This is a genomic window from Pseudomonas sp. GM25, from assembly GCF_000282255.1.
GTDB classification, from domain to species: Bacteria; Pseudomonadota; Gammaproteobacteria; order Pseudomonadales; family Pseudomonadaceae; genus Aquipseudomonas; species Aquipseudomonas aphyarum.
This window is the reverse complement of the sequence record NZ_AKJQ01000006.1, coordinates 18,893-45,300: the sequence shown is the minus strand read 5'-3', so window position 1 is coordinate 45,300 and position 26,408 is coordinate 18,893. Positions and strand designations below refer to the sequence as shown.

Here is a 26,408-nt window from a genome sequence, read left to right as displayed (position 1 = left end):
TCCCGTGCCCGGCACGGGAAGGTCATCCGACCAACAGTTTCGCCCGCCGGGCCTTGAGCCCGGCAATCAGCGAAGGCCCCAGCGCCACCAGTGCCGACCCCAGCACCACCAGCACCGCCCCGCCATACCCCAGCAGATTGATTTGCTCGGCATGCACATATTCAGGCCACACCCCCGCCGCCACGGCCACCGCACCGAACGTCACCAACGGCGTGATCGCCAGCGTCGCGCTGACCCGTGAAGCCTCCCAATGCGCCAGCGCCTCGGCAAAGGCGCCGTAGGCGATCAGGGTGTTCATGCAGCACGCCAGCAGCAGCCAGCCCTGCAACGGATTCAGTGACAGCGCTTCGAGCGGATGCACCCAAGGCGTCAGCAACATGGCGCAAAACAGGTAGATCACCATCATCACCTGCAACGAATTCCATACCGTCAGCAGTTGCTTCTGCCCCAGCGCATAGAAGGTCCAGACGGTCGACGCCAACAGCACCAGCAACACGCCGGCGGTGTAGTCAGACAAAGAGGTGAGCAATTCAGCCAGACGCTGATTGAAGAACAGTGCAAACCCGATCAACAGCACCGCCAGGCCAATGCCCTGACCGATACTGAAGCGCTCCTTGAACACGAACAGACTGGCGATCAGCAACATGATCGGCCCCATCTGCACCACCAGTTGCGCAGTGCCGGGGCTGAGCAGGTTCAGGCCCATCAGATAAAGCACGTAATTGCCTACCAGCCCGAGCACCGCCATCAGCACCAGCCAGCCGCCCTTCGGCCCGAGCACCTTGCGACTCGGCAAGCGTTTGGTCGCCGCCAGATAAATGAACAGACAGCCGCCGGACACCAGCAGGCGAAACCAGGTCACCGTGACCGGGTCCATCACCACCAGCACCTGCTTGAGCTTGATCGGCAGGATTCCCCACAGAAACGCCGTCAACAACGCCAGGAACATGCCGTACACCCAACGACCCGATGAAACGTGCATGAGAACCCCAAGCGCCAGAGACAGGAGCGCTCATTCTAGGCGCACAGACCCTGCCCGACACAGGGACAGTTGCGCTCCAGCCGCAAATGAAACTGTGCAGGTCGCAGCAAAAAATTGACGATGGGCCGTTGATCGGCTGCCCGGGCAAGGTAAGTGGTTCAGGCATAAGCTGATTGGATCCAGCCCGGGACATCACTCACCAAGGAGACCCCGTCATGTTAGGCATGCGCGCCCAGGACCCCGCCCCCGCCACGCACTTTCGCAGCGACCGCGTGTGCCGGGTCAACGGCGAACTGTATTTCAGCACCCGGGAAAACACCCTCGAAGGGCCGTTCGACAGCCCCGAGAAAGCCGAGCAGGAAATCCGCGCGTACATCGCGCGGATGCGATTGATGGATTCCGGCAGGCCGGTTTAACGCACCGCTTCGAACAACCCGGTCGCGCCCATCCCGCCGCCCACGCACATGGTCACGATCCCGTAACGCAGATTGCGCCGCTGCAACTCGCGCACCAGATGCCCGACCTGGCGTGACCCGGTCATGCCGAACGGGTGACCGATGGAAATCGAGCCGCCGTTGACGTTGTACTTCTCGTTGTCGATTTCCAGACGATCACGGGCGTACAGGCACTGCGAGGCGAACGCTTCGTTCAATTCCCACAGATCGATATCCGCCACCTGCAAGCCTTTGGCCTTGAGCAGTTTCGGCACCGAGAACACCGGACCGATGCCCATTTCATCCGGCTCGCAACCGGCCACGGTGAACCCACGGAAAAACGCTTTCGGCTTGAGCCCCAGTTGCAGGGCTTTTTCCAGGCTCATCACCAGCGTCATCGAGGCGCCATCGGACAACTGCGACGAGTTGCCGGCGGTCACCGAACCGTCCTCGGCGAACACCGGTTTCAACCCGGCGAGGCTTTCAAAGGTGGTGTCCGGGCGGTTGCAGTCGTCGTGATCGACGATGCCGTCGAGGATCTGCACTTCACCACTGTTTTTGTCTTCAACGCGGTACTTCACCGCCATCGGCACGATTTCATCGTTGAACAGGCCGGCTGCCTGCGCCTGAGCGGTGCGGATCTGACTTTGCAGCGAGTAACGATCCTGCGCCTCGCGGCTGACGCCATAACGGCGCGCCACCACCTCGGCGGTCTGGCCCATGGTGTAGTAGATGCCCGGGGTCTGCTGCTTGAGCAACGGGTTGATCAAGTGATCGGTGTTGACGCTTTTCAGGGTCAGGCTGATCGACTCGACGCCGCCGGCGACGATGATGTCGCTGCAACCCGAAGCAATCTGGTTGGCGGCAATCGCAATCGCCTGCAATCCCGACGAACAGAACCGGTTGAGGGTCATGCCGGCAGTGCCAGTGCCCAGTTGCGAGAGCACCGCCACGTTGCGGCCGATGTTGTAGCCCTGGGCGCCTTCGTTGGAGCCGGCGCCGACGATGCAATCCTCGACGCTGGCCGGGTCGATGTCGTTGCGCGAGAGCAACGCATTGACGCAATGGGCCGCCATGTCATCGGGACGGGTCTGGTTGAACTTGCCGCGAAAGGACTTGGCCAGGCCGGTCCGTACGCTGTCGACGATCACCACTTCACGCATGGCATACCTCATTGTTGCAGTCGGTTGAGAGTGGACCGAGCATAAGTCCACCCAATCGCCGACCGCGACAATCATTCACCTCGCGTATGCGGGCCCATCGGTTCAGTCCTTGTGCTTTTTGGCTCGCTTGTCGGACTTCTCGAAAGCATCTTCCAGCGCACGGTTGATCGTGCGCAGCACCTTGACCCGGGCCCAGCGCTTGTCATTGGCCTCGACCAGGGTCCACGGCGCGATTTCGGTGCTGGTGCGGTCGACCATGTCGCCCACGGCGGCGCGATAGGCATCCCACTTGTCGCGGTTGCGCCAGTCGTCTTCGGTGATCTTGAAACGCTTGAACGGGATTTCTTCGCGCTCCTGAAAGCGCTCCATCTGCGTGTCCTTGTCGATCGCCAGCCAGAACTTGACCACGATCACCCCGGCATCGGCCAGTTGCTCCTCGAAGTCATTGATTTCGCCATAGGCACGCATCCAGTCGGCGGTGCTGCAAAAGCCTTCGACCCGCTCCACCAGCACCCGGCCGTACCAGGAACGGTCGAACACGGTAAATTTGCCCCGCGCCGGGATGTGCCGCCAGAAACGCCAAAGATACGGCTGCGCCCGTTCCTCTTCGGTCGGCGCGGCAATCGGCACGATGCTGTATTGGCGCGGATCGAGCGCCGCCGCCACTCGACGAATCGAACCGCCCTTGCCCGCGGCATCATTACCTTCAAACACCGCCACCAGCGCATGACGGCGCATGCGCTTGTCACGCATCAGGCCGGACAGCCGCGCCTGCTCGGTGATCAATTGCTCTTCGTAATCTTTCTTTTCCAGACGCTGAGTCAGGTTGAGGCTGTCGAGCAGATTTAACTGATCCACCGACGAGCCCAGCGGCTGGGCACTGACATCGTGCGGGTGCACATCGGGACGCTTCAGCGCGTTTTGCAGGCCTTCGAGCAGAATCTTGCCGACCGTCAGGCTGCGGTAGTACGGGTCGACACCCTCGATGACATGCCACGGCGCGTAATCGCGACTGGTGCGACGTAACACGCGCTCGCCGTATTTGACGAACTTGTCGTAGGTCTGCGATTGCTGCCAGTCCAGCGGACTGATGCGCCAGCTGTGCAACGGGTCATCGGCCAAAGCTTTGAGCCGCGCCTTCATCTGTTTCTTGGACAGGTGGAACCAGAACTTGAAGATCAGCGCGCCTTCATCGCAGAACATCTTTTCCATGCGCTCGGCGCCGGCAATCGCCTGATCCAGACGTGGATCCTTGAACAACCCGTGCACCCGGCCCTGCAGCATCTGGCTGTACCAGTTGCCGAAGAAAATCCCCATCCGCCCCTTGGCCGGCAGCATCCGCCAGTAACGCCAGGCCGGTGGCCGTGCCAGCTCTTCATCAGTCTGCTGATCGAAGGTGCGCACTTCGATCAATCGCGGGTCCATCCACTCGTTGAGCAACTTCACCGTCTCGCCCTTGCCGGCGCCTTCGATGCCGTTGATCAAAATGATCACCGGGAAGCGCTTCTGCTGCTGCAACTCGAACTGGGCTTCAAGCAACGCTTCACGCAGGGCGGGCACGGCGGCTTCGTAGGTGTCTTTGTCGATGGCGTGACCGATTTCAGCGGATTCGAACATAGGGACGGCTCCTTCCAGGATTCAGCAAGACTAGCGGATTGGGCTCTGACGCGGCACAGAAATTCCCGCCGGCGGCGGATTGTCCTTGAGTGATCGTCGGCAAGGCTTGCCATGGATCAAGCGCCGCCTGCGTGATCGGCTAGAATGGCCGCCTTGTCGTTGCCGAGCCTGCCATGAAACCTGTAATGCCCCACGCCCAACTCGACTGGGATGACCAGGGACGCCCGCGCTCGCGAGTGTTCGACGATGTGTATTTTTCCGACCAGTCGGGGCTGGATGAAACCCGCTACGTGTTCCTCGAACAGAACCGTCTGGCCGAGCGTTTTGCCGCGCTGTCGGCGGATGGGCGACTGGTGATCGGTGAAACCGGCTTCGGCACCGGGCTGAATTTTCTCTGCGCCTGGCAGTTGTTCGAACAGCATGCGGTGGCCGGTGCGCGGCTGCATTTTGTCAGCGTCGAAAAATTTCCGTTGAGCCCTGCCGACCTGCAGCGGGCGCTGGCGTTGTGGCCCGACCTGAAGCATTTCTCCGACCAGTTGCTCAAGCATTACGTGGCAATTCATCAAGGTTTCCAGCGCATTGTTCTGGATAACGGTCGTGTGACCCTGACGCTGCTGATCGGTGATGCACTGGAGCAGTTGCCGCAACTGGACGGCCAGATCGACGCCTGGTTTCTCGACGGTTTCGCCCCGGCGAAAAACCCGGAGATGTGGACTGCCGAACTGTTCGCCGAACTGGCGAGATTGGCGGCGCCCGGTTCGACCATCAGCACGTTCACCAGCACCGGTTGGGTACGGCGCCTGCTGAACGCCGCCGGCTTCAAGATGAAGCGCACGCCGGGCATCGGCCATAAGTGGGAGATCCTGCGCGGCCAATTTCTCGGCTGGCCCGAGGACGTTGAGCCCCCCGCCGCCGAAAAACCGTGGTTCGCCCGCCCGGCTCCATTGAGCAGTGAGCGACGGGCATTGGTGATCGGCGCCGGTCTGGCCGGTTGCGCCACCGCTGCCAGCCTCGCGGCGCGGGGCTGGCAGGTCAGTCTGCTGGAACGGCATGACGCGGTGGCCCAGGAAGCTTCGGGCAACCCGCAAGGCGTGCTGTACCTGAAACTGTCCGCCCACGGCACCGCACTGTCGCAGCTGATCGTCAACGGTTTCGGCTACACCCGACGTCTGCTGGAAACCCTGCAACGCGGCACCGACTGGGACGACTGCGGCGTGCTGCAACTGGCGTTCAATGAAAAGGAACGTGAGCGTCAGGCGCAACTGGCGGCCGCGTTTCCCGAAGACCTTCTGCAATGGCTCGATCAACCCGAAGCGCAGGCCCGCGCCGGCATCGGTCTGGCCCATGGCGGTTTGTATTATCCCGAGGGCGGCTGGGTGCATCCGCCGGCGCTGTGTCAGGCGCAATCCGCACAACCGGGCGTCACGCTGCTCACCCATCAGGAAGCCGTGGAGCTGCGCAAAATCGATGGTCAGTGGCAAGCCTTCGACGGTGAACAATTGATCGCAACAGCACCCGTCGTGGTGCTGGCCGGTGCTGCCGAAATCAAGCGTTTTGCCCAGAGTGCCGACCTGCCCCTCAAGCGCATTCGCGGGCAGATCACCCGGCTGGCGCAGACCACACAAAGCCAGGCGCTGAGCACCGTCGTGTGCGCCGAAGGTTATGTCGCACCGGCACGCTTGGGCGAACACACCCTCGGCGCCAGTTTCGATTTCAACAGCGACGACCTGACACCGACCACCGCCGAACACCTGGGCAATCTGGCGATGCTCGAAGAGATCTCCACGGATCTGGTCGCGCGCCTGCACATCGGCGAACTCGACACCGACAGCCTTGAGGGTCGCGCCGCGTTCCGTTGCACCAGCCCCGACTACCTGCCGATTGTCGGCCCGCTCGCCGATCGCGAAGCCTTCACCGAGGCCTATCGCGCCTTGAGCAAGGATGCCCGGCAAGTGCCGGACATTCCCTGCCCGTGGCTGGACGGCCTGTACGTCAACAGCGGTCACGGTTCACGCGGTTTGATCACCGCGCCACTGTCTGGCGAGCTGCTGGCCGCGTGGCTGGACAACGAACCGCTGCCGCTGCCCAGAGCCGTGGCCGAGGCTTGTCACCCCAACCGCTTCGCCCTGCGCCAGTTGATTCGCGGCAAGTGAACCGGGCGCACCGTTCGGTCGCCGTCAGTCACCGGGCACGATGCAGGTGCCCCGCTCGATCTGCTCCGCGATACGCTGGGTCAAGCGTTGCAACAGGGCGTTCTCGGTCTGTTGCTTACGCGAGGTGCACAGACCCATTTCACTCAGGTAGTCGGCAGAAGTGAGCTCCTCAGCTTTTTCGAACAGTGCCTGAACTTCCTCATGGTGAGGGGCAATGGCGTCTTCGAACTGCTGCGCGAAATGGGTTTTCAGGTAGTCACTCCAGAACGGCTGGCGAACCAGAAACTTCACCCAGCTGGAGGACAGTTCAGCCGTCTGGATTCGGTGGAGCGCCGCTATCAATTCATCACCCGTCACATCAGCCAGTTCGCTGTAACGCATATGCGCCGCCTGCCCAGGCAGGTCGAACGCCCGTGCCAGCCCCGTGCGATACGCAAGGGTCACTTCCAGAGGGTCGGAGGATCCTTGATCCCGGGCGTGTTCCGCCGCTATCAAGTCGATTTGCTCAAGCCGGAACAAGCTTCGGGCAAGCTTCATCAGGACCGTCGGGGAGACCTGCCTCTCACCGGCAAAGCGCAATACATTGCGCACATGCACGGCGACCTCCAGATGACTGAAGTTCAGCGCTGCGCTATCCGTGCAATTGATCGGGTTGGCCGCCAGATTGAAAATCTGCTCGCGCAGTTCGGCGTTGGCCTGCGTCGCCTCAAGCACCGCCCAGACCCGCCTGGACATATCCTCTCGCACGAACTCGGAGTCAGCGGTATTGCCCAGCTCCGCCAGCAAATGAAACAGGCCTTCAGCCATCGGATCGTCGTTGATCGCGTTCCATGTTTGCAGCCGCCTGGAACCCACCGTTCCTCCGGTTTCGGTCAGCCAGATCGAACGTGCCTGGTGTTCATCCAGGCGCGCGATATCGTTTTCCAGATACCCCATGCCGACCCCGACTTTCTTGCGGTAGTTCTCCAGATGAGTACTGCTGAGAGCGGAAATCGGGTTGTTGCGCAGATTGATCGTTTCACTGAAGCGCCGCGGTGTTTCAAACAGCCACTGTGGTAAATCGCGAATGTCATTGTCGCGCAGATCTACCCGATCCAGGTTCGGCAAATGGTGCAACCCCTTGGGTAGTTCCGTGGTGCGGGTATTGCGCACGCTCAGGTCAGACAGTTCGAACATCCCGCTGACATCAACCGTCGCCCCCAAAGGATTTTCGCTGAGGTCCAGGCTTTGCAAATTGCGCATTCGCGACAATTTCACCAGGGCATGTTCGGTCAGCTGGAGCCGGTTGTGCATCAGGCCCAAACGCCTGAGGTTCGGCATGAGCGTGACCGCCTCCGGTAACTGGGTGAGCCTGTTGTGACCCAGCTCAAGTGTCTCGAGGTTTTTGAAGGCTTTGAGGAAATACGCGACATCATTGTCCAGCTGCATGTTTTGCAGTGACAGATGCCTCACGTGATCGAAGCTCAGCCCGGGCGGCAGGATCGGCAGCTTTCCGAACCGCATGCCATCGAGCTTCAGGCCATAGGCCGGACGGTAATACTCGTCGGGCAGGAAAACCAGCAGGCGAAAACTGTCTTCGATCTCGTACGCCACGAGATGCCGGCATTCGCGCACTTCAGTCGATATCCCGCCCTGAGCCTTGATGGCCGCGGCATCGTCCATCCAGGTATCGAGCACCTCTCGCAAGCGCGCCAGGTCATCCTGCAATTGCCTGACCCGAAGTGCGCGTGTCAGATGGTCTGCGCCCAACTGATCAAGAAACTCCCGGGCCTGAATATCGGAAAACAAGGGGTAGAGTTTTTTCACCTTGCGCAACAGGCGTTGCGGATGATGCGTGGCTTCAGCGGGTGGATCGGAAAGCCTGCATGCCGGCTCGGGGGCCGGTGGCTCGAACCGCTCGCCGCTTAACAACCGGTTGCATCCTTCCCGTTCATCCAATGCACTGTCGAGTAACTTGCTTCGCAGACGCCAGCCATCCTCGGGGTTGATGCCTTCCAGCCCGATGGACTTCAGCTGACGAGGTGAAAGCCCCTTCAGGATCGACTGATAGAGACTGTCCGGCCCCAGCGCTTTTCCGAGAGACCTGGCCTGGCTGTCGAACACCTCGAAGCCGTTGTCGAGCCTGACCAGTGTGAGCGAGTTCCCGGCAGTGAGAGGCTTCTTGCCGAGGGTCTCAAGCAGGTCTCCCTTGAGTGACTGAGCCCGCAGTTCCAGGTAAAGCTGCGGATCCCAACCCTCGAGTTGCGGCAACAAGCCGATGGCCAGTTTTTCGGTATCGGCGTTGGGGACTTCAGCCAGGTAGAACCCGGTCAGCGCCCGATCCAGGCGAACATTGTTCGCGGCCTCGCTCAAGCGCTGCGCCAGGCCCATTGGCACTCGTCCGGTGGTGCGCAGAAGCGCGCGTTCGACACTCGAAGCCTGACGGATCAGTTCCTGTGCGTAACGCGTCGGTACGTCGGGATAAGCCGCTCTGGTCTTGAGCACCTCACTGTCCAGGGTCAGGTCATAGCGCCGATAGAGGTGGTCGAAGGTTGAACGACTATCCGCCTTGACGGCCCTTCCAATGACTTTTGCCAACTCCGCCCCTCGGTCGGCCGACGCAACATTCGGACCGATCAAAGCCTCGACTTCTTTGGGATAAAGTCCGTCGATGACGGTCTGCAACAACTCGCCCTTTTGCAGTTGGGTGGTGCTGACGACGACGCTCAGGGTGTCATCTTCAACCGAACCCGGCGGAAAGGTCTCGGTGATGTTTCCACTGTCATCAACGACTTCGATGTAGCGATCCTGAGGCCAGCGGGAAAGCCTTGGCAGCGCATTTAACTGTTCCTGGACATGACGGGCTTCGGTCGCCTCGCCACGCTCCATGGCGGCAACGAAGTCACGCACCCGGCGCTCAAGGCCGAACCGTTCGAGAGTGTCCCGCAAACGGGGAGTCAGTGGCAGGCTGTCATCGCTCAGGCGATGCAGTTCGTCGAAGCGGGTGTCGGTCAGCCGCCGGATCATCTCCAGGCGACTGTCTTCGAAACGCGCCAACTGCGGATCGATGCGTTTGAGGGTATAGGCGCCGGACCATTGCTCGCTCGGCTCCGAGGCATGACGCCAGCCGCCGTGTCGGCTGGGCTTGAGCGTCGGCGCATACGCCTGTGGACGGACAGGGTGCTGAATCCGCCAGGTCTTCGAAGCCGGATCCAGCGCCACGGCATAGGTGCGGTCGTCAATGCGGGCGAAAGTCTTGCCGTCGGCCTGATACAAGCCTGTTGCGTCCGGTTCGAGGCCTTCCTCGACAGGCAGAGGCTGTTCATAGGCGCTCAGTTGCGGCTTCCATAATCGGGACTGACCACTGCGGTCGAGAATGGCGGTAAAGGGTTGAAAGAAATCCGGGTGTTTTTGAACGGTCTTGATCGCCAGTGACTTCAGGACCTTGACGCCGGCACCCACGGCGGCCATCAGGGCAAGGTTTTCCGCGACACTGAGCAAATGCGAAAAAGCTTCCTGGCGGTCGCCGCGATTCCAGTCCTCGACCCCTTCGTACACTTCCGCGAGCATTTGCCCGATCGCGACACCCATCATCAGTTGCCCCAATACCGGGACGACGAACCCCGCCACGTTGGCGACCGTCATGCCGATTTCCAGGTATTGGATCAAACGCTTCTTGCGCTCTTCCTCATCGACATCGGCAGTCGGCACGGCAAGCGCACGGGCGTCGAGTTGCAGTTTGCCGACATGACTTTTGAGCATGAAATCGAACAGCGGGCCGGGCATTTCCAACTGTTTGACGTGCCCCAGACTTCGGGTGTCGGCCAACGTTTTGAAAAACTCGACCTTGTCGACCTCGCCGATGCAGTGGGTGAAGTAGCTTTTGTAACTGCCGACTCCCAGTTTGAACTCCAGATATGCGATGAACGCCGTGAAACTCGCGTACTCGTAGAGGGGCTGGTCGGGTTTCCCGGGCATGTACACCAGACACCATTGATCCGGATCCAGCTCGACCGATTTTTCGGAGAAGACCACAACACCCCAGAGGCAACTGTCCAGCGCTTCAATGCCCTGCATGATCAGCGGCCGGCCCTTGAACTGAAGGCTTTTGGCATCAGCTATGCCACCGGCGTCGATCAGGCGCTGAACCGTCTGAAAACCGTCCCGGGAGACGTGTTCCTTCATCAGCGCCAGGTGCAGATCCAGTTGCAGCATCTGCTTTTTCATCACAGTGATATTGCGAACCATCGGACCGGTGGCGACCCTGCTGCCATCGACCTCCTTGACGCCAAACACCTGTTGAAAATGCGCCTGGTATTGCTGCCCCAGATCCAGCTCCCGACAGAGCGCGGCGAACGCCGCCGGGGTCAGGCCGGGTAAACCGTCAGGCGTGCTGGCAATCCGTACAACGCTGCCCTCGGGGAAATAACCGGCCTGCGCCTCGTCTTGCGTGAAGTTCTGCATCGCCGCTTCCAGCAGAGTCGGGGTAGCGGACGGCATGACCTTCGCTCCGCCGCCCGGTGGCGTTACCGGCTCGCAACCGCAATAGCTTCCCGGTAACTCGAGGTGGTCTTTCTCGACATCGAACACAGCTGACCAGCGTTTGGTCAGGGCGCAGTTCAATTGCGCGATGCAAAAGCTTTTCAGCGATTGCAGCCGGCTCAAGTCTGTCTCGACCTGAGCCTGGGTGGTATGCAAGTCACGCGCACTGTTGTCCAGCGCTGCCAATGTGTCGGCACTGGCTTTGAACAGCACAGGGGGGAAGCTTTTCTGCAATGCCTTGGCAGTGTCCAGATCGCCAGTGGCTTCCAGCAAAAAGCTCAGTTTCTGTTTTTCCGTCAGGGCGATCGGTGCGATCGACGCGGGTGTAGTGGACATGGGCAATATTCCTTTATTGCTGTTGAGTCCCTTCCACCCTATCGATCCCGCCGCCGAATAAAAAATACGAATAACTGCCCGTTCGGGCCGGGAAACAACCAGCAATCCGTATGTTTCGAATACTAATCTACTACCTCCCCCTTCACCCAAGCTGTTAATGGGCCACCGGTCAGGCCAACACGCTTATAACTGATCGTTCTAAAACTCCCACATCCGCACCGGGTCAGTTTCTGGGTACCGGCCATTTCGGCGCGGTGCAGCGACACCCTCCCCAACGGAAAAACCGGTAAGGACTTTATGTGCGGATTAGCTGGCGAGTTACGTTTTGATCAACAACCTGCAGACCTTGCAGCCATCGAGCGAATCACCCATCACCTGGCGCCTCGCGGCCCCGACGCGTGGGGCTTTCATGCTCAGGGGCCGATTGCCCTGGGCCATCGACGCCTGAAAATCATGGACCTGTCGGACGGCTCGGCGCAGCCGATGATCGACAGCCAACTGGGCCTGTCCCTGGCCTTCAACGGCGCGATCTACAACTTCCCGGAACTGCGCGCCGAACTCGAAGCGCTCGGTTATGCGTTCTACTCCGGCGGCGACACCGAAGTGCTGCTCAAGGGTTATCACGCCTGGGGCGAAGCGCTGCTGCCGAAACTCAACGGCATGTTCGCCTTCGCCATCTGGGAGCGCGATGCCCAGCGCCTGTTCATCGCCCGCGACCGTCTCGGTGTGAAGCCGCTGTACCTGTCGCGCACCGGCCAGCGTTTGCGTTTTGCCTCGGCTCTGCCCGCGCTGCTCAAGGGCGGTGACATCAACCCGATCCTCGATCCGGTGGCGCTAAACCATTACCTGAATTTCCACGCCGTGGTGCCTGCGCCGCGCACCTTGCTGGCGGGCATTGAAAAGTTGCCGCCAGCGAGCTGGATGCGCATTGAAGCGGACGGCACCACCGAGCAGAAAACCTGGTGGACCCTGCCCTACGGCCCACACGACGACGAGAAAAACCTGACTCTCGAAGACTGGCGAGACCGCGTGCTCGACAGCACCCGCGAAGCCGTGGCGATCCGCCAAAGGGCGGCGGTGGATGTTGGTGTACTGCTTTCCGGCGGCGTCGATTCGAGCATGCTCGTCGGTCTGCTGCGCGAAGTCGGCGTGGAAAACCTGTCGACCTTTTCCATCGGTTTCCAGGATGCCGGCGGCGAGCGCGGTGACGAGTTTCAGTATTCCGACCTGATCGCCAAGCACTACGGCACCCAGCACCATCAACTGCGCATCGACGAAAAAGAGATCATCGAACAACTGCCGGCCGCGTTCCGCGCCATGAGCGAGCCGATGGTGAGCCACGACTGCATCGCCTTCTATCTGCTGTCCCGCGAAGTGGCCAAGCACTGCAAGGTTGTACAGAGCGGCCAGGGCGCCGACGAGTTGTTCGCCGGTTATCACTGGTATCCGCAAGTCGACGGCGCGGCCGATCCGTATGCGGCCTATCGCGAGGCGTTTTTCGACCGCAGCTACGACGACTACGCCGCCACGGTGCAGCCTAAATGGCTGACAGCGAATGACGCTGCCGGTGACTTCGTGAAGGAACATTTCGCACAGCCCGGCGCCAATGCAGCGGTCGACAAGGCCCTGCGTCTGGACAGCACAGTGATGCTGGTGGACGACCCGGTCAAACGCGTCGACAACATGACCATGGCCTGGGGCCTGGAGGCGCGTACGCCGTTTCTCGACTACCGACTGGTGGAATTGTCGGCCCGTGTTCCGGGCAAATTCAAACTGCCGGACGGCGGCAAGCAGGTGTTGAAAGAAGCCGCGCGACTGGTGATTCCGAGCGAAGTGATCGACCGCAAGAAAGGTTACTTCCCGGTGCCCGGCCTCAAACACTTGCAGGGCGATACCCTCAACTGGGTGCGCGAGCTGTTGCTCGATCCGAGTCAGGATCGCGGCCTGTTCAACCCCGCCATGCTCGACAAATTGCTGACCGATCCACAAGGCCAGTTGACCCCGCTGCGCGGCTCCAAGCTGTGGCAACTGGCGGCCCTGAACCTTTGGCTCAGCGAACAAGGAATCTGATCGATGAAACCTCACGCCACGGCTTACAGCCAACGGCTACTGCGCGGTCAGACACCGTCCTACGAACGCTTGCAGGCGCGTCTGGCCGAGGACGGCAGCGAGCCGGCCGCCGAGCCGATTGCGGTGCATTGCGGCTGGGGCCGGTTGTTGATTGGCCACACTTTTCCCGATCCGGTGAGCCTTGCCCGGGAACTGCTCAACGAACAGCCGGGCGAGCGCGACATTGCCTTGTACGTCGCCGCGCCGCAGCAGATTCTCGGGCTGGAACCGACTCAATTGTTTCTCGACCCGTCCGACACTCTGCGCTTGTGGTTCAGCGATTATCGTCAGGCCACCCGGGTGTTTCGCGGCTTCCGCATCCGTCGTGCACAAAGTGACGCGGACTGGCAGGCTATCAATCAGCTGTATCAGGCGCGCGGCATGCTGCCGATCGATGCCACCCTGCTCACTCCGCACCATCAGGGCGGCCCGGTGTACTGGCTGGCCGAAGACGACGACAGCGGCGCGGTGATCGGCAGCGTCATGGGCCTCAATCACCAGAAGGCTTACAACGACCCGGAAAACGGCAGCAGCCTGTGGTGCCTGGCGGTCGACCCGCAGTGCTCGCGCCCCGGTGTCGGCGAAGTGCTGGTGCGCCATCTGATCGAGCACTTCATGAGTCGCGGTCTGAGCTACCTCGATCTGTCGGTGTTGCACGATAACCGCCTGGCGAAAAACCTCTACGCCAAACTCGGCTTCCGCAACCTGCCGACGTTCGCCATCAAGCGCAAGAACGGCATCAATCAGCCGCTGTTCCTTGGTCCGGGGCCGGAGGCGCAGTTCAATCCTTACGCGCGAATCATCGTCGAGGAAGCCCATCGGCGCGGCATCGACGTGCAAGTGGATGACGCCGACGCCGGGCTGTTCACCCTCAGTCACGGCGGGCGCCGGGTGCGTTGCCGCGAATCCCTCAGCGACCTGACCAGCGCCATCAGCATGAACCTGTGCCAGGACAAGAGCCTGACCCATAACGTGCTGAAAGCCGCCGGGTTGAATGTGCCGTCACAACAGTTGGCGGGGAATGCGGACGACAATCTGGCGTTTCTCGACGAGTACCAGCGCGTGGTGGTCAAACCGCTGGATGGCGAACAGGGCCAAGGCGTGGCGGTGGATCTGCAAACCATCGAGGACGTGCAGCAGGCCATCGAAGCCGCCAAACAGTTTGACACTCGCGTGCTGCTCGAAAGCTTCCACGAGGGCTTCGACCTGCGGATTCTGGTGATCGGTTTCGAGGTGGTCGCAGCGGCGATCCGCCGGCCGGCGGAAGTGGTTGGCGACGGTCACCATTCCATCGGCGCGTTGATTGAAGCGCAGAGCCGACGCAGACAAGCAGCCACCAGCGGCGAAAGCAAAATCCCGCTGGACCAAGAAACCCAACGCACCCTGCACGCGGCCGGTTACGACTACAGCAGCATCCTGCCGGCCGGTGAGCATCTGTTCGTGCGGCGTACGGCGAACCTGCACACCGGCGGCACGCTGGAAGACGTCACGGCGATTCTGCACCCGACCCTGGCCGACGCTGCCGTGCGCGCGGCCCGGGCGCTGGAGATCCCGATGGTCGGCCTCGACCTGATGGTGCCGGCGGCGGATCAACCGGCGTACGTGTTCATCGAAGCCAACGAACGGGCGGGGCTCGCCAACCATGAGCCGCAACCGACGGCCGAGCGGTTTGTCGATCTGTTGTTTCCGCACAGTCAGCCGGCCGTTTGACCAACCCCCATCGCCAGCAGGCTGGCTCCCACAAGTGACCGCGTTTCCTCTGTGGGAGCCAGCCTGCTGGCGATGACGGCCTGGCAGACTTCACCAATCTTTCTCATCGAAACCATCGATGCGCCCAACTCATCAGGAGTTTCCATGACCACCCAAATTCCCGAACCGGATCTGAACTACCTGCAGAAAGTCCTGCTGGAAATGCTCGCCATTCCCAGCCCTACCGGATTCACCGACACCATCGTGCGTTACGTCGCCGAACGTCTGGAGGAACTTGGCATTCCCTTCGAGATGACCCGTCGCGGCACGATCCGCGCCACCCTCAAGGGCAAGAAAAACAGCCCCGACCGGGCGGTCTCGGCACACCTGGACACCATCGGCGCCGCCGTGCGCGCGGTGAAAGACAACGGGCGACTGACCCTGGCGCCGGTGGGCTGCTGGTCGAGCCGATTTGCAGAGGGCAGCCGCGTCAGCCTGTTCACCGACAACGGTGTGATTCGCGGCAGCGTGTTGCCGCTGATGGCGTCCGGGCATGCCTTCAATACGGCCGTGGACGAGATGCCGATCAGTTGGGATCACGTCGAGCTGCGTCTGGACGCCTACTGCGCGACCCGTGCCGATTGCGATTCGCTGGGCATCAGCGTCGGCGATGTGGTGGCCTTCGACCCTTTGCCCGAGTTCACCGAGAGCGGCCATATCAGCGCCCGACATCTGGACGACAAGGCCGGTGTCGCCGCGCTGCTGGCAGCGCTGAAAGCCATCGTCGACAGCGGTCAGGAGTTGATGATCGATTGCCACCCGCTGTTCACCATCACCGAGGAAACCGGCAGCGGCGCAGCGGCGGCGTTGCCGTGGGACGTCAGCGAATTCGTCGGCATCGACATTGCCCCGGTCGCGCCGGGCCAGCACTCCAGCGAACACGCGGTGAGCGTGGCGATGCAGGATTCCGGCGGGCCGTACGACTATCACCTGTCGCGGCACCTGTTGCGTCTGGCCGGTGAGCACGAACTGCCGGTGCGCCGCGACCTGTTCCGCTATTACTTCAGCGACGCCCATTCGGCCGTCACCGCCGGTCACGACATTCGCACCGCCCTGCTCGCGTTCGGCTGCGACGCAACCCACGGCTACGAACGCACGCACATCGACAGCCTCGCGGCGCTCAGTCGCTTGTTGGGGGCGTACATTCTGAGTCCGCCGGTATTTGCCAGCGATGCGCAACCGGCCACCGGATCACTGGACCGCTTCAGTCACCAGATCGAACACGAGACGCAGATGGAGAGCGACACCCGTGTGCCGTCGGTGGACAGCCTGGTGGGGCAACGCTCGGACAGTTGAGTCTGGCCCTCGGCGATCATTCGCCGTAGCATCCCGACATTGATTTAGCCGAGGTGCCCATGCTGATTCCCTACGACGTGCTCGAAGTCGACACCCTCACCCGCCTGATCGAGGATTTCGTCACCCGCGACGGTACCGACAACGGTGACGATACGCCGCTGGAAACCCGCGTACTGCGGGTTCGCCAGGCGCTGACCAAAGGCCAGGCGCTCATCGTTTTCGATCCGGAAAGCGAGCAATGCCAGTTGATGCTCAAGCACGACGTACCCAAGCATCTGTTCGACTGAAAACGGTCAGCGGCCCTTGCCGCTGGCCTGCTTGCGCTGGATCCGTTCGTAGACTTCGGCGCGATGCACGCCGACCTGCTCCGGCGCTTCGACGCCGAACCGCACGCTGGAGCCGTTGACCGCCAGAACGCGCAGAGTGATGTTGTCGCCGATGGAAATCAGTTCACCGACAACACGGCTGAGTACAAGCATGGGAGGTGTCCTTCAAGGTTTGCGAGCCTTGAAGATGCGCGGGTTTCGACCGCCCTACAATGCACGCCGGGCAATTCAGTCATTCCCTACGCATCAGGTCGCGCAAGCCTTCAGACATTTCCTTCAGGCCTGCAAGATTCAGCTCGCGGAAAACCGTGGTCCGAACAGGATCACACTCGCCCCGATCACGCACAGCGCCACACCGATCCAGTCCGAACCCAACGGGCGGATGCGCTCGACCACCGCCAGCCAGCCAATCGAAGCAATGATGTAGATGCCGCCATAAGCGGCGTAGGCGCGACCGGCGTAGGTCGCTTCGACGCGCGTCAACAGCAGCGCGAACAGGGTGAGGCTGATCAGCGCCGGGATCACCCACAGGGCGCTCTTGCCCTGGCGCAACCACATCCAGAACGCGAAACAGCCGGCGATTTCGAACAGCGCGGCGAGGAAGAACCACAGGTAGTTGAGCATGCAAGACATCTCGTCAGGGTGACTGTTGCGGCCACCCTAACGATGCGACGAACCCCGGGCAAGTTCAGCCGTTGTTCTGTTTGGCCTTGGCGCGCATCTTTTCGGCCATCGCGGTCATTTCGTTGTACAGCAACTGCGGGTTCTTCTGTTTGAGCGCCCAGGCCATGCGCCCTTGTTCGTGGGGCAGAATCATGAACTCGCCGGCTGCGACTTGCTTATAGATGTAATCGGCAATATCGCTGGCGGTGATGGGCGAACTTTCCAGCAACTTGCCGACCTGGGCTTTCATCGCCGGCGTCGGGCCACGGAAAGAATCCAGCAGATTGGTCTGGAAGAATGACGGGCAGACCACATGAACCCCGACTTCCTGTTGAGCCAGTTCGATCAACAGGCTCTCCGACAGCGCCACCACTCCAGCCTTGGCCACGTTGTAGTTGCTCATCGCCGGGCCCTGCATCAGCGCGGCCATCGAGGCGATGTTGATGATCTTGCCCTTGCTCTGTTCCAGCAGCGGCAGGAACGCCTTGCAGCCCTTGACCACGCCCATCAGGTTGATCGCGATCTGCCAGTCCCAGTCTTCCAGCGACAACTCGCTGAAGAAACCGCCCGAGGCCACACCGGCGTTGTTGACGATGATATCGATGCCGCCAAGTTTCACTTCGCAGGCCTGGGCGAACGCGGTGAGCTGGCTGTAATCGCGCACGTCGCAGCGCTGGATGAAGCCGTCGCCGCCGGCCTCGCGAACCAGTTTCAGGGTCTCTTGCAAACCGGGCTCGCTGACGTCGGACAAGGCCAGTTGCCAGCCTTCACGCGCCCAGCGCAGCGCGATTTCGCGACCCAGGCCTGAGCCCGCGCCAGTGATCATCATGCGATTTTGCATAGCAGACAGCCTTGTTGTTCCGGGGAAGATGCGCGGAGTGTAGCGAAGGATCCGCAGCGACCCACGCTCCATCAGATTGCTGAATGGCGAGGGCAAACCGCGACAACAAACGAAATAAGCACGCGAGCCAAATACCTTAAAAAAACATTGAATTTTCTTTCATGCTCACCAGTCGGAATTTGTAAGCCGTCTGGATTTAGTTCAACTTCCAGCCGCCCTTGAACACCAAGACTTCACAGACACTATCAACAAGGAAATAGACATGGGCACAATTCTAATCATTATCCTGATCCTGTTGCTGATCGGTGGTCTGCCGGTCTTCCCGCACTCCAGAAGTTGGGGTTATGGCCCTTCGGGCATTATCGGTGTGGTGCTGGTAGTACTGTTGGTGCTGTTGTTACTCGGTCGGATATGACTGTTTGACCGACAAAAAAAAGAGGCCCTTGAAGGGCCTCTTTTTTATTGCGCCGAATGATCAGTCCGGCTTGCCGTTAATCACACCGGCGGTGTTGTCGATCAGGCTCTTGGTGGCCGTTTGCAGGAACGCTTCGAGCTTGAGTTTCAGCTCGGCAGTGCGCGGTGCATCCGGTACCACTTCGGCGTGCGGGTTGGCGCCCAGTTCGTACTGATAGATCTTCGGTGCCATTTCCTTCTCTTTCGGCAGCACCAGGATCTGGTCGGCGGTGACGATGGCGGTGGTCTGCTCGCTGCCCGACGGCTTGATCACACCGAAACCGGTGTCACCCTGCGGCAGGTTCAGCAGATCGCGACCCCAGCACTGATGGCGCACTTCGCCACCGAGGCGACCCATGATGGTCGGCACGATGTCGATCTGGGTGCCCACGGTGTGGTCACGGGTACCGAATTTTTCCTGGATGCCCGGTGCGATCATCAGCATCGGCACGTTGAAGCGGCCCAGGTCCATTTCGGTGATCTGACGCTCGTTGCCGAAGCCGTGGTCGCCGACGATGACGAACAGGGTTTCCTTGAAGTACGGCTCCTTGCGGGCCTTCTCGAAGAACTGGCCCAGCGCCCAATCCGAATAACGCATGGCGGTCAGGTGCTCGTTGAGCGGGCCACGGTCGGTGACGCGTTCGACCGGCAACGGCGTCGGCAAGGCGTACGGCGTGTGGTTGGACAGGGTCTGCAGCAGCGCGTAGAACGGCTTGCCGTTTTCCCGAGCCTTGAGCTCCACCAGACCACGGTCGAACATGTCCTGGTCGGACACGCCCCAGGTCGGATCGGAGAACACCGGGTTCACGAAGTCGTTGCGGCCGACGAAGTTGGTCATGCCCTGGTTGCTGAAGAAACCGGACTGGTTGTCCCAGGCAAAGTCGCCGTTGTAGACGTACACGTCGTCATAGTCACGAGCGCTGAGCAACTGCGGCAGGCCGGACAGCTTGTGGCTGCCTTCCGGGGTCTGCATCAGGTATTCGAAACCCGGCAGGTTCGGGAAGCACGCCATGGTGGCGAACATGCCTTGGTGGGTGTGGGTGCCGTTGGAGAAGAAACGGTCGAACAGCAGGCCTTCCTTCGACAGCTTGTCGAGGTACGGCGTGATGTTGCCCGGCGCGCCCAGTGCGCCCACCGAGTGACCGGCCATGCTTTCCATCAGGATCACGACGACGTTCTTGATCGGCAGGGTCTTGTCGGCAGGCGGCGTGTATTCACGACGCACGGCAGCGATATCGGCATCCACCAGTTTGTCGTCCGACGTCATCAGCATTTCGCGAACCACTTTCTGCGCCTGATCCTGCGGCAGCGTGGCTTTCCAGATGTTGTCGCGATCCTCGCCCATCCGGTCCTTGGCCGCTGCGATCAGCGACAGCGTACCGTTGAGGCCGAGCTGGTTGGCGAAGTTCGAATCGGTGGTGTATACGTCACCCCAGCGCAGCGGCGGGCCTTGACGCAGGGTGCCGCGAGCGGCGACCACACAAATCAGCAGGCACACCACGAACACCGCCAGACGCGCATACCATGGCGCCACTTGACGGGTGCCGACGTTGCCACCGCTGAACGGGCCACGCGGACGGGTCAGACGATCAGCGCCCTTGAACGCCAGGGTCAGGATCAAGGTGCCCACGACCCACGCCAGCAGGTAACGCACCACCGGGAAACCGTACCAGAGCATGCTCATCACGGTTTTCGGGTCTTCCTTCACGTACTGGAACACGAGGCCGTTGAGGCGCTGGTGGAACTCGCGATAGAAGTCCATCTCCATCAGGCCGAGGAACAGCGCGATGCTCGAAGCGACGGTCAGCCACAGACGGAAGAACCCGCGCGCTGCCATGGCCCGGGCACTGAACAGCGCCAGCACCAGCGGAATGCAGACATACACCACCAGGCGAATATCGAAGCGCAGGCCGTTGGCGAAGGCTTCGAGGAAAGTCGAGGCCGGGGTGTCGAGGATCATCTCGCGGTTGTAGACCAGCAGCGCGAGGCGCAGCACGGAAAACATCACCATCATGACCAGCGCGCACAGGAGCGTGTAGGCCAGATGCGATTTGACGGTCGGTTGCAGCAGGCGACTGGAAGATCGCTGCTGACTCAGGGCGTCCGGGTTTGCCATGTCGTTTTAGGACCCATTGGAAGTTGAAGTTGCAAAAATTCAGCTGCGCCCTGCCCTCTGTTGGCCTATCCAGGCCCCGGGGCTTGCGCGGAGCGCAAATGTTGCACGATCACCGGCGGCATTGCCATTGATTAGTGCCCGCTGCCGGACGCTTTCATTCAAGGCACGGCGCACCGGGACAGGTGCAGACAGCGCGGGCGAATTGTCTTGGAGACTTTGTGAAAATTTCGTTCAACGCATATCCGGAAACACAATAAACCTGGAAAACAAAACGCCCCGAGTTCTTCGGGGCGTTTACAGATGAACGCGACAGTTACTTCTCGGCGCGTTCTTTCAAGGCTTTCAGGGTGTTGAACGGTGCGTCGACCACAAACTTGTTGGCGATCATCGACGGCACGCTGCCGCCCGGCTCGGTGTGAACCTGATAGGTCACTTCAACCTGGTCGCCTTTTGGCACGAACTTCCAGAAGCCTTTGACCTGCGCGACCCGCACAAAGCCCTTTTCTTCAGGCAGGTACTTCGGCACGCCTTCCAGGTTACGGGTCAGGCTGCCATCGGCGCCTTCAACAGTGGTGACATGCAGGATCGAATCGCGCGGAGTCACCGGCCATGGGGTGTTGAACTGGGTGTAGGTCCAGCTCTGGTCGCCTTCGTGCTTGAGCAGTTTCTGGGTCTTGCATTCGTGAATCCAGGCGCACGCACCGGAAACGTCTTCCTGCAAGGCGCGCAGTTTGGCGATGGTGGTCTTCATCACGGTCACGCCCTGATAGGACTTGTAGTCCGAACCCGGCACTTCGCTCAGGGAGACCTTGATGCCGTCCTCGTTCTTGGCGACTTTCCAGTCTTCAGCCTGGGCGGCCGAGGTGGCCAGCACGGCAGTCAAACCACACAACACAGCGATACGATGCAGCGAACCCATAGTCTTATTCCTTATTGTTGAAGTTCCGTTCGTTTGACACATCACGCCGCCGTCATCTGCTCCCACCAGCCGAGCAGTCTGATCGCGTCTTCCTGGCTGCTGCCGCAGACTTCGGGATCGGCCTTGAATCCTGAGCAGACCGCCGGACGTTCCGGTCGGCCGAAAATGTTGCACAGGTTATCGACCGACAACTGAACGCAGCGTTCACCGGCAGGTTTGCCATCGGGCATGCCTGGAATCGGCGAACTGATGGAAGGGGCAATGCAGCAGGCGCCACAGCCTTCACGGCATTTCATGACGACGCGTTCCTCGCAGCGGGCAATGTGTTAAAGGGACGCGGAACAGGGTAACCGCTTAAACGGCTGTTTTAAATTGCCTGAACCGGGGTTTTTACGCAGAAACGAAAGTGACTGACCAGTCTCCGACAAAGCGTCTGGTCTGCGGGTCACCGACGGGGACGATTTATTGCTTGAACTCGAAATCCAGCGCCGCGCCTTCGACTTCCCGGCGCTCTTCGTTACGCAGCTGCAACTGCATTTCGTTGCTGAGCAAACGGCCGTTGAGCTGGAACCCGCTGTTCTTGTCGCCGAACATCTGCGGCAGGATCGGTTCGCGCTTGGGCAGCGTCACTGAGCCGGGCGGCTTCAACTCTTGAACCATGTCTTTGGGAAGACTCAAATCGAGCTTCGCGGACGGCAATGGCGTCTTGGCCACTTCTTTCGCCGACTTCGACTTGGAAGCGACCGGAGCGCGCTTCTTGGCGGCAGCAGCCTTTTTCTGCGGAGCTTTTTTCGCTGGAACGGTTTTCTTGGCCGTGACCGGTTTTTTCGCGGCGGCAGCGGCCGGCGTCTTTTCCTGAGCCGCGGCCGCCATGGCGCCAGGCACATGACCCATCATCAACAGGCAGAGCACAACCCAGACGGCAGAAAATTTCGCTTTCATGAACCCAACGAAGCTAACGGCAGAGGGCCATATGCTCGCCTGTTGGACGCCACATGACAAGCTCCGCCATTGTTTCAAAATCCGCCGGCCATCTCCTGGCAGAGCTGTGTCGCCAGCATTCCGAGGGTCATCAGCGCCCGTTCCGCCTCGCGATTCCACGGGATGCCACAGTTCAACCGGATGCAGTGGTTGAACTGTTCGGTGTTGCTGAAGATCAGGCCCGGCGCAATGCTTATGCCCTGTTGCAGCGCCCGCACGTGCAATTCCTGGGTGTTGACCCGCCCCGGCAGACTGACCCACAGAATGAATCCGCCGGTGGGCCGGGTCATCTGTGTGCCTTCGGGAAAGTACTGCTGAACTGCCAGTTGAAACGCGCTGAGATTTTTTCGGTACTCCTGGCGGATGTACCTTAAATGCCGGTCATAGCCGCCGTTTTCCAGGTACGCCGCGATGGCCATTTGCGTGACGCTGCACGCCGAATGGGTGCTGAAAGTCTGCAAGCGCTGGATTTCCTGCTGGTACTTGCCGGCGATCATCCAGCCGATGCGTACACCGGGCGATAACGTCTTGGAAAAACTCGAGCAGTAGATCACCCGGTCGAGCCGGTCGTAGGCCTTGAGCGACTTGGTGCGACCCTGTTCGAACATCAACTCGCCATAGATGTCGTCTTCGACGATCTGGATATCGAAGTCCGAGGCCAGGCGCAGCAGTTGTTTCTGCCGCTCTTCGGGCATGGTGCCGCCGAGTGGATTGCTCAGGCGAGTGGTCAGCACCAGCGCCTTGATCGACCATTGATTGGCCGCCAGTTGCAGGGCTTCGAGGCTCATGCCGGTGGCGGGGTCGCTGGGGATCTCGATGACTTTCAGGCCCAGCAGATCCGCCAGTTGCAGCAAACCGTAATAGGTTGGCGATTCGGCGGCGATCAGGTCGCCGGGGCGGGTCAGCACTCGCAACGACATCTGCAATGCGTCGACACAGCCGTGGGTGATCACCACTTCCGACGGGTCAACCACCACACCTGCATCGCGCATGCGAATCGCCACCTGCCGGCGCAGCGGTTCGAAACCGGGGCTGAACATGTAGCTGAACGCCCGAGGGCTGTGAAAGCGAGTGACCTTGGCCAGTTGCTGATGCAGGGCGCGCACCGGTAGGTAATCGACACTCGGCACCGCCGCCCCCAGCGGGAACACGCCTTCGCGACGGGACTCGACCAATACTTGTTGAATGATGCTGCTGCGGGTGACCAGGCCTGGCCGCTCGACCCGGGCAATGTCCGGCGTGGGCGCCGTCAGTGCGGGAGTCTGGTGGACATAGTAACCGGACTGCGGCCGCGCGCGGATCAGGCCCTGATCCTCGAGGTTGGCGTAAGCCTGCAACACGGTGGCATGGCTGACGTTGAGCTGCGAACTCATCTTGCGCACCGAAGGCACGCGCTCGCCCGGTTGATAGACGCCACGGCGGATATCTTCGGCCAGCTGTTGAGCAATACGTTGGTAGAGCAAGAGATTGGTCATGACGCAGCACTCGATTTCACGGGCGTTTTATTCTTGTGTGAAACAATACCGGAACAGTTTGGAAGTGTACTGGGACAGTTGCCATATTAGTCAACCATACAGTGCTGTGTCGGTTAAATCTGTACTGCTTTGTGAGGTAATCGACAGACGTAAAAAAGCCCGGCGCTGCCTGACAGCCCGGGCTTTCCAGTAACGCCACCCTCAGCGGGCGGCGCCGAGCTGGCCTTTTTCGTCGGAGAACACGATTTCCACCCGACGGTTCTGCGCACGCCCGCGCTCGGAAGCGTTGGCGTCCACCGGATATTCGTCGCCGTAGCCTTCGACCTGAATGCGTTTTTCGTCGATGCCCAGGTCCGTCAGCACGTCCGCTACCGACTGCGCGCGATCACGGGACAGCTTGAGGTTTTCCTGCTTGCCGCCGGTGCTGTCGGTGTAGCCCTCGATGCGCACGATGCGTTTCGGGTTGAGTTGCAGGAACTGCACGATTTTCAGCACCACGCGGTTGGCCGAGTTTTTCAGCTCGGCTTCACCGGTATCGAACAGCACATCACCGAGGGTCATCACCAGACCACGATCGGTCTGGGTGGTGGCCAGCGCAACGATCTGCTCTTCCAGCCATTTGCCCTGCTGTTGCACGCTCAGCAGTTTGGATTCGCGCAAGGCCAGTTGCAGGCGCTGACGCTCAAGTTCCAGCTTCGCCACACGCTCTTCGTTGAGCACCTGATTGGTGTGCTCACGGGCGATTTCGCTGTAGCGCTGACTCAGATAGGCGTAATGCACCACGTCCGAGCCGCTGCCCCAGTACGTCGACAGACGATCGGCACGGGCCAGGGACTCACCGGCGCGGATCACGTCTTTCGGCGCAATACGCAGCACGTTGGAATCTTCCTTGACCTTCTGGAAGTCGGTGCTGGCCTGCTGCAATGCGGATTCGCTGTGCTGACCGGCGCAGCCGTAAAGACTGGCGCAACCGGCGAGGATCAGAGTGCCGAGGGCTTTGGACTTCAGGCTCATTGGGCATCCCCCAGTTGCTTGCGCAGTCGGACGATGCGGGTGTTGAGCACATTCACTTGCTCTTCGCTCTTCTGGGTCAGCACTTTGGCTTCCGCCAGACGTGCGTCGAGTTCAGCCTGTTCGAATCGCATCCGCGCATTCTTGTAGGACTCACCCGCCATGCTGCCTTTGGCCCGGTTGAACTTGTCTTCTGCCAGTTTCATTTCCGGCACGTCTTCAGCGGTGGCGCCCACGGCTTTGGCTTGCTCAAGGGCCTGCTCGGTCAGGCGCATTTGTTCGTTGGGTGCCGGATCGCTGGCGCAACCGGCCAGGGCCAGAACGGCCATGGCCGCGAAAAGAAGTCGATTACTCACTAAGAATCCCTACTGTTTTGGGGCGCTGACAGGTTGTTGCGGCGGCTGTTGCTGCTGCGCCTTCCAGCGCTCGATGTTGCGTTGCAGCGCGGCTTCCGTCAGGCCGGACGCGGGCAATTCTGTCATCTTTTTGGCCAGCTGTCCGCGCAACCACGGATCGTTGCAAGCCGAGTTGTGCGAAACCGCGAGGAACAGACCGGGGCGGTCGATGGGTTGTTCAAAGGCCAGCAGATCATTGGCCATGCCCAGTGCCTGCGCGGCCGCCATGCCCGAGTAGCGACCGGCGAGTACATATTCCACCTCGCCCAGCAGAAGTTTCTGAAACGCCTGGGTCAGGTTTGCCGTACGGGTCAGGGTCAATTGCTGCTCGGCGAAAGTGCCGAATGCCGGGGTCATTCGAGACTTTTCCGACAAGCCTCCTTGATGGCCCTGGAGATCCTTCGCTTCGCTGTAGACCAGAGTCGACCCCTTGCGGGTCCAAACTAGATAGTCGTTTTCCAGCAACGGCGGGTGAATGTAATCGAGGTTTTCCAGCTCGTTGAAGGTCAGCGGTGCGTCGGCCAACATGTCCATGCGCCCGCTGCGCACTTCGTCGAGGGCCTGAGAACGCTTGCCGGCGTACAGCAGATCGACTTTGATCCCCAGCTCTTTCGCCACCTGTTGCAACAGGTCGGCGCTGGCACCGATCAGTTGTTTGGGGTTCTGCGGATCCTGCCAGAGGTACGGCGGTGCATCCGGGCTGCCGGTGACGACCAGCCGCTCGCACTTGCCCGCCGCCACCGACAGGCCCGGCAACAATGCCAGCCCCAGCAACCACAAGCAGCCCAACCGACGATGCAGATCCATGGCGAAACGCTCCCACTCAAATCCGAGACAAAAAAAAGCCCGACCAAAAGGTCGGGCTCTT

Annotated in this window: 22 protein-coding genes; 7 read left to right on the top strand and 15 right to left on the bottom strand. The window is 60.8% G+C overall.

Going from position 1 to position 26,408, the window contains the following annotated elements:
- Positions 1 to 22: 22 nt before the first annotated feature.
- Positions 23 to 982, bottom strand: coding sequence for a DMT family transporter (locus PMI24_RS01855; protein WP_007950893.1), 960 nt, complete (start codon positions 980 to 982; stop codon positions 23 to 25).
- Between the two features lie 215 nt (positions 983 to 1,197).
- Between PMI24_RS01855 and PMI24_RS01850 the strand changes: the two genes are divergently transcribed.
- Entirely contained in the window at positions 1,198 to 1,398 is a 201-nt protein-coding gene (locus PMI24_RS01850) for a DUF6316 family protein (RefSeq protein ID WP_007950891.1), read from the top strand.
- On the opposite strand, the gene PMI24_RS01845 is transcribed toward PMI24_RS01850, so the two are convergent.
- Together PMI24_RS01845 and pap are read right to left on the bottom strand one after the other, a co-directional pair.
- Positions 1,395 to 2,579: a thiolase family protein gene (locus PMI24_RS01845; RefSeq protein ID WP_007950890.1), complete on the bottom strand. Its 1,185-nt coding sequence runs from the start codon at positions 2,577 to 2,579 to the stop codon at positions 1,395 to 1,397. The genes PMI24_RS01850 and PMI24_RS01845 overlap by 4 nt on opposite strands.
- A 102-nt stretch (positions 2,580 to 2,681) precedes the next feature.
- Positions 2,682 to 4,196 (bottom strand): polyphosphate:AMP phosphotransferase, encoded by a 1,515-nt coding sequence (gene pap, locus PMI24_RS01840; RefSeq protein ID WP_007950889.1) that lies wholly within the window; start codon positions 4,194 to 4,196, stop codon positions 2,682 to 2,684.
- A gap of 173 nt (positions 4,197 to 4,369) precedes the next feature.
- On the opposite strand from pap, the gene mnmC reads away from it, so the two are divergent.
- On the top strand, positions 4,370 to 6,349 hold the full coding sequence (mnmC, locus tag PMI24_RS01835; RefSeq protein WP_007950887.1) for a bifunctional tRNA (5-methylaminomethyl-2-thiouridine)(34)-methyltransferase MnmD/FAD-dependent 5-carboxymethylaminomethyl-2-thiouridine(34) oxidoreductase MnmC: 1,980 nt from the start codon (positions 4,370 to 4,372) through the stop codon (positions 6,347 to 6,349).
- A 24-nt stretch (positions 6,350 to 6,373) separates the two neighbouring features.
- Here the strand turns inward: mnmC and PMI24_RS01830 are convergent, their stop codons facing one another.
- Positions 6,374 to 11,311 carry an NEL-type E3 ubiquitin ligase domain-containing protein gene (locus tag PMI24_RS01830; RefSeq protein WP_238553804.1) on the bottom strand — a complete coding sequence of 1,646 codons (4,938 nt, stop codon included), beginning with the start codon at positions 11,309 to 11,311 and terminating at the stop codon, positions 6,374 to 6,376.
- A gap of 192 nt (positions 11,312 to 11,503) precedes the next feature.
- Here PMI24_RS01830 and PMI24_RS01825 point away from each other — a divergent pair, with 192 nt between their 5' ends.
- The 4 genes from PMI24_RS01825 to PMI24_RS01810 all read left to right on the top strand — a co-directional run bounded on the left by PMI24_RS01825 (position 11,504) and on the right by PMI24_RS01810 (position 16,647).
- On the top strand, positions 11,504 to 13,276 hold the full coding sequence (locus PMI24_RS01825; protein WP_007950882.1) for an N-acetylglutaminylglutamine amidotransferase: 1,773 nt from the start codon (positions 11,504 to 11,506) through the stop codon (positions 13,274 to 13,276).
- 3 nt (positions 13,277 to 13,279) lie between these two features.
- A complete protein-coding gene (ngg, locus tag PMI24_RS01820; RefSeq protein ID WP_007950880.1) occupies positions 13,280 to 15,025 on the top strand; it encodes an N-acetylglutaminylglutamine synthetase in 1,746 nt (581 codons plus the stop codon).
- 144 nt (positions 15,026 to 15,169) lie between these two features.
- Complete coding sequence (locus PMI24_RS01815; RefSeq protein WP_007950879.1) at positions 15,170 to 16,360, top strand: osmoprotectant NAGGN system M42 family peptidase; 1,191 nt, start codon at positions 15,170 to 15,172, stop codon at positions 16,358 to 16,360.
- 59 nt (positions 16,361 to 16,419) lie between these two features.
- Positions 16,420 to 16,647, top strand: coding sequence for a YheU family protein (locus PMI24_RS01810; RefSeq protein WP_007950878.1), 228 nt, complete (start codon positions 16,420 to 16,422; stop codon positions 16,645 to 16,647).
- 6 nt (positions 16,648 to 16,653) lie between these two features.
- Here PMI24_RS01810 and csrA read toward each other — a convergent pair whose 3' ends face one another.
- The 3 genes from csrA to PMI24_RS01795 all read right to left on the bottom strand — a co-directional run bounded on the left by csrA (position 16,654) and on the right by PMI24_RS01795 (position 18,190).
- Positions 16,654 to 16,839, bottom strand: coding sequence for a carbon storage regulator CsrA (gene csrA, locus PMI24_RS01805; protein ID WP_007950875.1), 186 nt, complete (start codon positions 16,837 to 16,839; stop codon positions 16,654 to 16,656).
- A gap of 138 nt (positions 16,840 to 16,977) precedes the next feature.
- Positions 16,978 to 17,310: a YnfA family protein gene (locus PMI24_RS01800; protein ID WP_007950874.1), complete on the bottom strand. Its 333-nt coding sequence runs from the start codon at positions 17,308 to 17,310 to the stop codon at positions 16,978 to 16,980.
- A 64-nt stretch (positions 17,311 to 17,374) separates the two neighbouring features.
- Positions 17,375 to 18,190 carry an SDR family oxidoreductase gene (locus PMI24_RS01795; RefSeq protein WP_007950873.1) on the bottom strand — a complete coding sequence of 272 codons (816 nt, stop codon included), beginning with the start codon at positions 18,188 to 18,190 and terminating at the stop codon, positions 17,375 to 17,377.
- 256 nt (positions 18,191 to 18,446) lie between these two features.
- Here PMI24_RS01795 and PMI24_RS28650 point away from each other — a divergent pair, with 256 nt between their 5' ends.
- Positions 18,447 to 18,605, top strand: a complete 159-nt coding sequence (locus PMI24_RS28650) for a DUF3309 family protein (protein ID WP_169432680.1) — start codon at positions 18,447 to 18,449, stop codon at positions 18,603 to 18,605.
- Between the two features lie 60 nt (positions 18,606 to 18,665).
- Here PMI24_RS28650 and PMI24_RS01785 read toward each other — a convergent pair whose 3' ends face one another.
- From PMI24_RS01785 to PMI24_RS01750, 8 genes are all read right to left on the bottom strand, one after another.
- Complete coding sequence (locus PMI24_RS01785; protein WP_007950872.1) at positions 18,666 to 20,759, bottom strand: LTA synthase family protein; 2,094 nt, start codon at positions 20,757 to 20,759, stop codon at positions 18,666 to 18,668.
- A 313-nt stretch (positions 20,760 to 21,072) separates the two neighbouring features.
- Positions 21,073 to 21,678, bottom strand: coding sequence for an START domain-containing protein (locus PMI24_RS01780; protein WP_007950871.1), 606 nt, complete (start codon positions 21,676 to 21,678; stop codon positions 21,073 to 21,075).
- Between the two features lie 41 nt (positions 21,679 to 21,719).
- Entirely contained in the window at positions 21,720 to 21,974 is a 255-nt protein-coding gene (locus PMI24_RS01775; protein WP_007950870.1) for a YkgJ family cysteine cluster protein, read from the bottom strand.
- A gap of 166 nt (positions 21,975 to 22,140) precedes the next feature.
- Positions 22,141 to 22,620 carry a hypothetical protein gene (locus tag PMI24_RS01770; protein WP_007950869.1) on the bottom strand — a complete coding sequence of 160 codons (480 nt, stop codon included), beginning with the start codon at positions 22,618 to 22,620 and terminating at the stop codon, positions 22,141 to 22,143.
- 74 nt (positions 22,621 to 22,694) lie between these two features.
- Positions 22,695 to 24,134, bottom strand: coding sequence for an aminotransferase-like domain-containing protein (locus tag PMI24_RS01765; protein WP_007950868.1), 1,440 nt, complete (start codon positions 24,132 to 24,134; stop codon positions 22,695 to 22,697).
- Between the two features lie 201 nt (positions 24,135 to 24,335).
- The gene (locus PMI24_RS01760; RefSeq protein ID WP_007950867.1) at positions 24,336 to 25,148 is read right to left on the bottom strand and encodes an OmpA family protein; all 813 of its coding nucleotides are present in this window, start codon (positions 25,146 to 25,148) and stop codon (positions 24,336 to 24,338) included.
- Entirely contained in the window at positions 25,145 to 25,501 is a 357-nt protein-coding gene (locus tag PMI24_RS01755) for a DUF4398 domain-containing protein (RefSeq protein WP_170929392.1), read from the bottom strand. Before PMI24_RS01755 ends, PMI24_RS01760 begins: the two co-directional genes overlap by 4 nt.
- A 9-nt stretch (positions 25,502 to 25,510) precedes the next feature.
- Entirely contained in the window at positions 25,511 to 26,347 is an 837-nt protein-coding gene (locus tag PMI24_RS01750) for a substrate-binding periplasmic protein (RefSeq protein WP_007950864.1), read from the bottom strand.
- Between the last annotated feature and the right edge of the window lie 61 nt (positions 26,348 to 26,408).